Here is a 6,598-nt window from a genome sequence, read left to right as displayed (position 1 = left end):
CGATCGTTCGCGAGGGTCTAAAAGGCGTTCTTGCTGCTTTGCCGGACATCGAAGTGGTGGGCGAAGCCTGCGATGGACGCGAGGCCATCGAACTCGCGCGGCGAGTCGAGATGGACGTTTTGCTCATGGACCTCGCCATGCCAAAGAAGGGCGGCCTGGACGCGCTGGGAAGTCTTCGCGCGCAGTGTCCTAGGTTATCGGTCTTGATCGTCTCTGGGTTTCCAGAAGAACGGTTTGCGCTCGCGTTGTTTCGGCTCGGTGCCGCAGGTTTTATTGCCAAGGATGCGACCTTGGAGGAGATGGTTGGAGCGATCAGAGCCGTAGGAAGCGGCAAGCCCTTTTGGGGACCGAGTGTTACGTCGATGCTGGCTTCACAGTTACCCAAGCATGCACCGGCGCAACTTCATGACGCCCTGACCTCACGAGAGTTTCAGATTTTTCTGCGATTGGGTCGAGGTGAAACCGTGGGGGCCGTGGGGCGAAGCCTGGGCCTCTCACACAAGACTGTCTCCACACACCGTACCAGGTTGATGCGGAAGTTGGCCTTGGCGAGCAACAGTGATCTCACCTACTACGCAATCAAGAATGGGCTGTTGGAATGAATGTGCCCACGATCTACGGAGCAGGCGTATACGGTGGCATACGCCAAACAAAGCATTCTCCGCAATGCCACGAGCGTCTTCGTCTCTTGCGTCAGATAACTACATTGGGGAATCATGAACGAAGCTTTCGGCTCCATTCAATGGGGTGCATTCGCGCTGTCCCTGCTGGCGGCCTGGCTGGTCGCGTCGACCAAAGAAAGTCGCCGGAACATTGGTTTTTGGGTTTTCCTTGTGAGCAATGTAGCCTGGACGGTTTGGGGCGTGCATACGTCCGCCTATGCGCTTATTGCCCTGCAAGTGTGTCTCGCGGCGCTCAATGTTCGCGGCCTGGCTAAAACCAAGAAGGACGGCTCATAGCGGGCGAGCACTGCGGCGTCTGGACCTGTGGGGAAGAGCAGGGATGGGCGCAAAGCAATTAACGTTCAAGCTCCTTCAGCGGGATCGCCCACGCGCAAAGTCCTGACAGTCCTACGCGGCGCTGGCTTTCGCGCCCTGACACCGTAGTTATGAAAAACCTATTTCTTCGAATGCTTGCGCCAATGCTGGTCTGCGGCGCTCTAAGTGCCGGAGTAACGGGCCAAGCCCTGGCCCAGTCTACGGGCAACCCAAAGGGAACCGCGGCGCCGACTACCGGCGACACGCAAAAGGCGCCAGCGGCTCGGCCGCCCACCGGTGGATTCGGCGACAGCGGAAAGATCATCACCGACGAAAGTACGGCCAGGGCGCGCACCCAAACGAGCAAGCCGCCAGCCTCGATCGGCGGTGGCAAGGCGACCCGTGACGGCGAACCGGGTAGGTCCGGCAGCGGCGCGGCCGCCGGCGGCGCAGACCCCACTGCCAAACCGGCGCCCCGATAGACCGCCAATGCGCAGCAAGCCCGTCATCTCTCACAACAAGGATTTCCATGGCCACCAGCAGCAGAACACTGTGGAAAGGCGCGATCACATTCGGGCTCGTCCACATTCCCGTCGGCTTGCACACCGCTAGCATTGAGCAAGGGGTCGACTTTGACTGGCTCGACAAGCGCAGCATGGATCCCGTGGGCTACAAGCGCGTCAACAAGAAAACTGGCAAGGAGATCGACAAGGACAACATCGTCAAGGGCGTGGAGTATGAGGACGGCAAGTACGTGGTCATCTCGCCCGATGAGATCGAGGCGGTTTACCCACGCACCACCCAGACGATCGAGATCCAACGGTTTATCGACGCCAACGAGATCCCGTTTGTTTTTCTGGAGCGCCCTTACTACGTTGCGCCCATCAACAAGGGCCAGAAGGTGTACGCGCTGCTGCGCGAAGTTCTCATCAAGACCGGCAAGGTTGGCCTGGCCAAGGTAGTGATCGCCACCAAGCAGCATCTTGCCGTGCTGGTTCCCTCCGGCAAAGCGCTCGTGCTGAACCTGCTGCGTTGGGGCGACGAAGTCAAGTCACTCGAAGGGTTGGATCTGCCGCCGGCCGGCGTCAAGGGCGCCAACGTGACCTCCGCTGAGATGAAGATGGCCGAGCAGCTTGTCGGCGACATGTCAGGCAAGTGGAACCCTGACGACTTCAAAGATGAGTTCAAGCATGCGGTGATGAAGATCGTCGAGAAGAAAGTGAAGGCCGGCGACACCGAGACGGTGATCCAGCCTGAGGAAGAAGCGCCTGGTGAATCGGCTCAGGTCATCGATCTCACCGAACTTCTCGCGCGCAGCTTGAAGAGTGGCAAGAGCGCAAGGGCGCCTGCAAAGGGGTCATCGACCGCCGATGGTGAGGCAAAAGAAAAGCAGCCCGCGCGGAAAGCCGTAGCAAAAAAGGCGAAAGCCACGCCGGCAGCAAAACGCAAGGCCGCCTAAGACTGCGCATGTAAAGTGGCCCGTGCGCGTAGCGACCTATAACGTCAACAATGTCGTGTCGCGCCTGCCTCAGCTGCGCGCCTGGCTAGACGTTACCCGGCCAGACGTGGTGTGCCTGCAGGAGCTCAAGTGCGTCGAAGCTAGCTTTCCCTACGAAGAACTTGCGGCCCTCGGCTACGAGGCGCTCGTTCACGGACAAAAGACATGGAACGGCGTCGCAATCCTGGCTCGCGGAGCCGCCCCGCTGGAGATACGGCGGCAGCTACCTGGTGACCCGGCGGACAAGCAGAGCCGATACCTCGAAGCGGCCGTCAATGGCATCGTGGTCGCATGCCTGTACCTTCCGAACGGCAACCCCTGGCCAGGACCGAAATTCGAATACAAGATGGCATGGTTCGAGCGGTTGGCTCGCCATGCTGCGACGCTGATTCGAACCGGCCACCCAGCGGTGCTCGCAGGGGACTTCAATGTGGTCCCGACAGACGCCGACATCTACTCGACCGCGTCTTGGAAGGACAATGCGCTCTTGCAGCCTGCGCCGCGGGCGGCATTCCAGAATTTGGTGAGGCGTGGATGGACGGACGCTCTGAAGCTGAAGGGCGGGGACAGCGCTTCGTATACCTTTTGGAGCTACCTACGCAACAGGTGGCCCCGCGATGCCGGCATGCGCATCGATCACCTCTTGGTGAGCGAAGCCCTCGTGCCGCGGTTGGTTTCGGCCGGTGTCGACAGGGCTATGCGTGGTCTGGAAGGCGCCAGCGACCATGCGCCCGCCTGGATCGAACTCAAAGACCCAAGGTAAGGCGCACACCTCACACCGGCCTCATAGGGTCCGGAAAGGCGATTGCCGCCAGACCAGTCCGACGGAAGGGAGCCCATGCACCTTCCGTCTGCGCGAGCCGATCTGCAGCGGCATAGAGCACGGCAGGATTGCCACCCAGCCCAATGTGGCTGCCATGGACCTCGATGTTTTCCGACTCGGAACCCACCGGGATCACACTGGCGCGCCACGACACCACGCCATCTGATCGACTGTAGATCGAAGTGGCTGGCATTTCGAGCGGCTGCGCAACAAGCCTCTTCACACTGGAGTCGGCCATGCGACGCCCATTGAGGGTCTGGTAGATGCCCTTCGCATTCGTGGCATCCGGGCCGCCGCTGATCGGGCTACCGAGCGTGATCACGCTGCGAACGAGCTCCGGGCGGCGGGCCGCCAGCAGTCGGGCGTATGCGCCACCCAGGCTCCATCCGACGATGCTGACCTTGCGCTGGCTATCCCGCGAAAGCTCTTCGAGTTGAACAAGCATTCCGGAAATAAGTTTCTGGCGATAACCCAGATTCACACCCAGGTTCCACCCCTGCGCGTCGTAGCCGACGCTGCGCAGATAACGTCGCAACACCAACGTCGAGGCGTCTCCTGCAAGAAAGCCTGGCAGAACAAGCACTGGGTGCCCATCGCCTCGAGGCGCGAGTTGCATCAACGGCCAAAGCGCCAAGCTCGCCCCGAACTCAAAGACGGCTCGACCTTCAGCAAGCAGCATTGCCGCTGAAGGCGCAGCGTTGCGGCTGGTCGACGATCCTTCGTACACGGAAGGGAGTACAGCGTGGTTCATGTCGTAGCACCTGTTCTGTGCGGTCGCGCAGACACGTGTTCAGGCGACCGCGCCCGTGAGTTCAGCCATGAGTTCTTCTTTTCGGGCCGTGAGCGTCTCGCGCATGCCAACGAGGTCAAGCTTGCGAGCCGCGCGGGCCTTCACAAAAATCTCCGCACGTTCTTCTTTCACGTGATGGTCGATGTACTCGCCCAGCACGGTCACCTTCGCGTCGAATTTGTCGTCCACGTCCGCAGCCTGCTCGATCTGAGCGATCAGGTCCTTGGCGCTGGCGTGTTCCACCTCTGCCTCGTCCAGCAGGTCAGTGTCCTTGATGGCTTCACGCAGCGCAGGGTAGAAGATTTCTTCCTCGATTTGAGCGTGCACGGTGAGCTCGAGACAGATTTGGTTGGCCAAGTCTCGCTTTTTCTGGCTCGCGCTGGCGGCGCGGGATTTCGTGAGCGCCTCGTAGTCCTTGAACATCGCTTTCACCTTTCGGTGGTCAGCATCGAGGAGGGTGCATGCATCGGGGGTCGAGCGTGTAGTTGCCATTTGGGAACTCCTGTTTTTTCATGTGGGATCTGGACATTGGCCTCTGGGTGCCGCCATTGAAGTAGGACGGAGGCCATCACGGCATGGGCAACTTCAGAAAAGCCGGCACGAGGGGGGCAAGATGGCCCAAATGGTTGTCGTAGTTCGTAGCAGCCCCATCAGACTGCCGCTTAGGAAAGAAAGCTCCACGAAGAGCCGCCTTGAAAGGCGAGGCAATCACGCGACGTCCAGCTTCCAGTCTGCTTCGCCCGGGGGAGTTGCCCATCCCTGACAACATGCCGCGATGGCCGCTCGGCGCGCTTTTTCCATGGCCTCAGCTGCGCGAAAAACTTCCTCGCTTGGCTTTCTTGATGGGTCCATGTCATAGGCCACGTCCCAGCCCTCGATCTGGTGTTCTGCCAGTGCGGCCTGCATGTCGGTCACGCCGGCGGCGTTGAGCACGAGGAAAGCTGCGCGCAGACCCCTTGCAATCTCCTCAGGTGCAGCGCCGCGAACGCTGAGCTTGATCGTCATGTCCGTCCGATCACACCTCACTCGTTGCGCTGCGCCCTTTCCTTTCGCGATCGATCAGAGTAGGGGGAACTGCCTTCGTTTTCGGTAGTTCCCACCGCAGCATCCCCTTTACGCGCAGGTTGCGACCGCTCAGACCTGCCGGCCTGCTGGTCCGCCCCTTCGCCTCGTTCACTTGAGGTTTTCGCTGTTTGCTTCATCGCCTTTTGAGCGGGAAGCGCATGTTCGGGCTTGTCCTTCAATGGGTCAGTCATGGTTACTTGTCCTGAAAGCTACAACCGTCCTCCCTCGCTCAATGGAAAGATGTCGGACGCCGGCCTGTTCGGGCGTGACTAGGCGGTCTCGCCTTACGGGCCCCTTCCTGGTTCGGGAGGCACCTGGCTAGTAAGGTGATCCGTGAGCGAAAGCCATGTTTGATAGTCGATCACCAGGATTCGTCGTCTCGCGTCTTTCATGCGCAGTTTCCCGGCGCGCTTTCTTGCATCTGGAGCGGGTGGGGGAAGATCCAAAGCGTGCTGGTGGCGTTTCTTCATAAGGCAAAAAATGCTGCTGAGCGTTGACTGGCGGCGGTGACTTCACTTGGCTAGATGACTTGCCCGGCCTGAAGGCGCCGGAACGCACTGAAATGCCGAATCGCCTTTTGCTTCTCTCCGATGTCCGCGTACAGCAGGGCAGCATTGCGGTGAGCGTCAAGAAGATCGGGCTGTAGACGAATCGCCTCCTCGTAGCTCTCCAGCGCGCCTTCGACGTCACCCGTGCCCTCATGCGCCACGGCACGATTGAAATGCATCAGCGGATCGTCGGGGCAGAAGCGAACGCCGTCTTCGTACAACTCGACCGCAGAGTGGCAACGTCCTGCTTCACAGAGCATGAAGCCGAGATTCAGATATGCGTGCGCGTGGGTGGGTTCCTCCACAAGGATCTGCCGATACATGTCCTCGGCAGTGCGCGGCGCGCTCTCTTCCAACGCCTCAGCACGAGCGAACAAATCGTTCACGTCGACGCCGCTTTGCGTGGGCGGTGGAGACGGCGGCAAACGACTGACGGAGCCGCCGCCGGCAGCGAGCTGCAGGTCCAGGATCAGCTGGCCTGTTTCCGGCTCCCAGTGCGCTTCAGCAGAGCGCACTGTTACCTTGTCTCCCTCCGCCGTGATGCGAATGCCTGCAAGAGGAAATTCTGCCGGCATGGATGCCTTGAGGTGCCGCAGGGAGCGAAGAATCTGCCTCGTTGGGATGCGCGCTGCCCGAAGTTCGTTGGCAGAGCGCAGCAGGACCTGGTCCTGGAAGGAGAAGCGCCAACCTTTGCCATCCTCCTTCTCCGGCGCAACGAAACCCAACTCGATGAGCCGGAGCACAGCGTGCCTCGAAAGGCCAAAGAATTGGTTCGCGGCGCGCATCGACGCGGATGTTGAAGTCTTTGAGCCGATCACCGCTTCATTTTTGCGCGCGGGGAGGGGGCTGTTTTCGCAGCAGCGGATGGCTTAGGTGCCCGCTGCGCCTTGGGCGCCG

9 protein-coding genes are annotated in these 6,598 nt (G+C 60.4%); 4 read left to right on the top strand and 5 right to left on the bottom strand.

The features are described 5' to 3' along the window. The first annotated feature begins 2 nt into the window (after positions 1 to 2). The 4 genes from QMO14_RS32395 to QMO14_RS32380 all read left to right on the top strand — a co-directional run bounded on the left by QMO14_RS32395 (position 3) and on the right by QMO14_RS32380 (position 3,238). A complete protein-coding gene (locus QMO14_RS32395; protein ID WP_301512192.1) occupies positions 3 to 602 on the top strand; it encodes a response regulator transcription factor in 600 nt (199 codons plus the stop codon). Positions 603 to 716: 114 nt separating this feature from the next. Beyond that, on the top strand, positions 717 to 959 hold the full coding sequence (locus QMO14_RS32390) for a hypothetical protein (RefSeq protein ID WP_301512191.1): 243 nt from the start codon (positions 717 to 719) through the stop codon (positions 957 to 959). A gap of 547 nt (positions 960 to 1,506) precedes the next feature. Next, positions 1,507 to 2,436: a Ku protein gene (locus QMO14_RS32385; protein ID WP_301512190.1), complete on the top strand. Its 930-nt coding sequence runs from the start codon at positions 1,507 to 1,509 to the stop codon at positions 2,434 to 2,436. Positions 2,437 to 2,458: 22 nt separating this feature from the next. Then, positions 2,459 to 3,238, top strand: a complete 780-nt coding sequence (locus QMO14_RS32380) for an exodeoxyribonuclease III (protein ID WP_301512189.1) — start codon at positions 2,459 to 2,461, stop codon at positions 3,236 to 3,238. A 10-nt stretch (positions 3,239 to 3,248) separates the two neighbouring features. Here the strand turns inward: QMO14_RS32380 and QMO14_RS32375 are convergent, their stop codons facing one another. From QMO14_RS32375 to QMO14_RS32355, 5 genes are all read right to left on the bottom strand, one after another. Then, positions 3,249 to 4,049 carry an alpha/beta fold hydrolase gene (locus QMO14_RS32375; RefSeq protein WP_301512188.1) on the bottom strand — a complete coding sequence of 267 codons (801 nt, stop codon included), beginning with the start codon at positions 4,047 to 4,049 and terminating at the stop codon, positions 3,249 to 3,251. A 39-nt stretch (positions 4,050 to 4,088) separates the two neighbouring features. Beyond that, on the bottom strand, positions 4,089 to 4,580 hold the full coding sequence (locus tag QMO14_RS32370) for a hemerythrin domain-containing protein (RefSeq protein WP_301512187.1): 492 nt from the start codon (positions 4,578 to 4,580) through the stop codon (positions 4,089 to 4,091). 216 nt (positions 4,581 to 4,796) lie between these two features. After that, positions 4,797 to 5,093: a hypothetical protein gene (locus QMO14_RS32365; protein WP_301512185.1), complete on the bottom strand. Its 297-nt coding sequence runs from the start codon at positions 5,091 to 5,093 to the stop codon at positions 4,797 to 4,799. 17 nt (positions 5,094 to 5,110) lie between these two features. Continuing rightward, on the bottom strand, positions 5,111 to 5,344 hold the full coding sequence (locus QMO14_RS32360; RefSeq protein ID WP_301512183.1) for a hypothetical protein: 234 nt from the start codon (positions 5,342 to 5,344) through the stop codon (positions 5,111 to 5,113). A 329-nt stretch (positions 5,345 to 5,673) separates the two neighbouring features. Further along, positions 5,674 to 6,486 carry a tetratricopeptide repeat protein gene (locus QMO14_RS32355; RefSeq protein WP_301512181.1) on the bottom strand — a complete coding sequence of 271 codons (813 nt, stop codon included), beginning with the start codon at positions 6,484 to 6,486 and terminating at the stop codon, positions 5,674 to 5,676. Positions 6,487 to 6,598: the final 112 nt, after the last annotated feature.

The sequence above is a fragment of the Variovorax sp. CAN15 genome (genome assembly GCF_030462475.1).
Classification (GTDB): Bacteria; Pseudomonadota; Gammaproteobacteria; order Burkholderiales; family Burkholderiaceae_C; genus Variovorax.
This window is presented reverse-complemented; position numbering and strand designations above follow the sequence as displayed.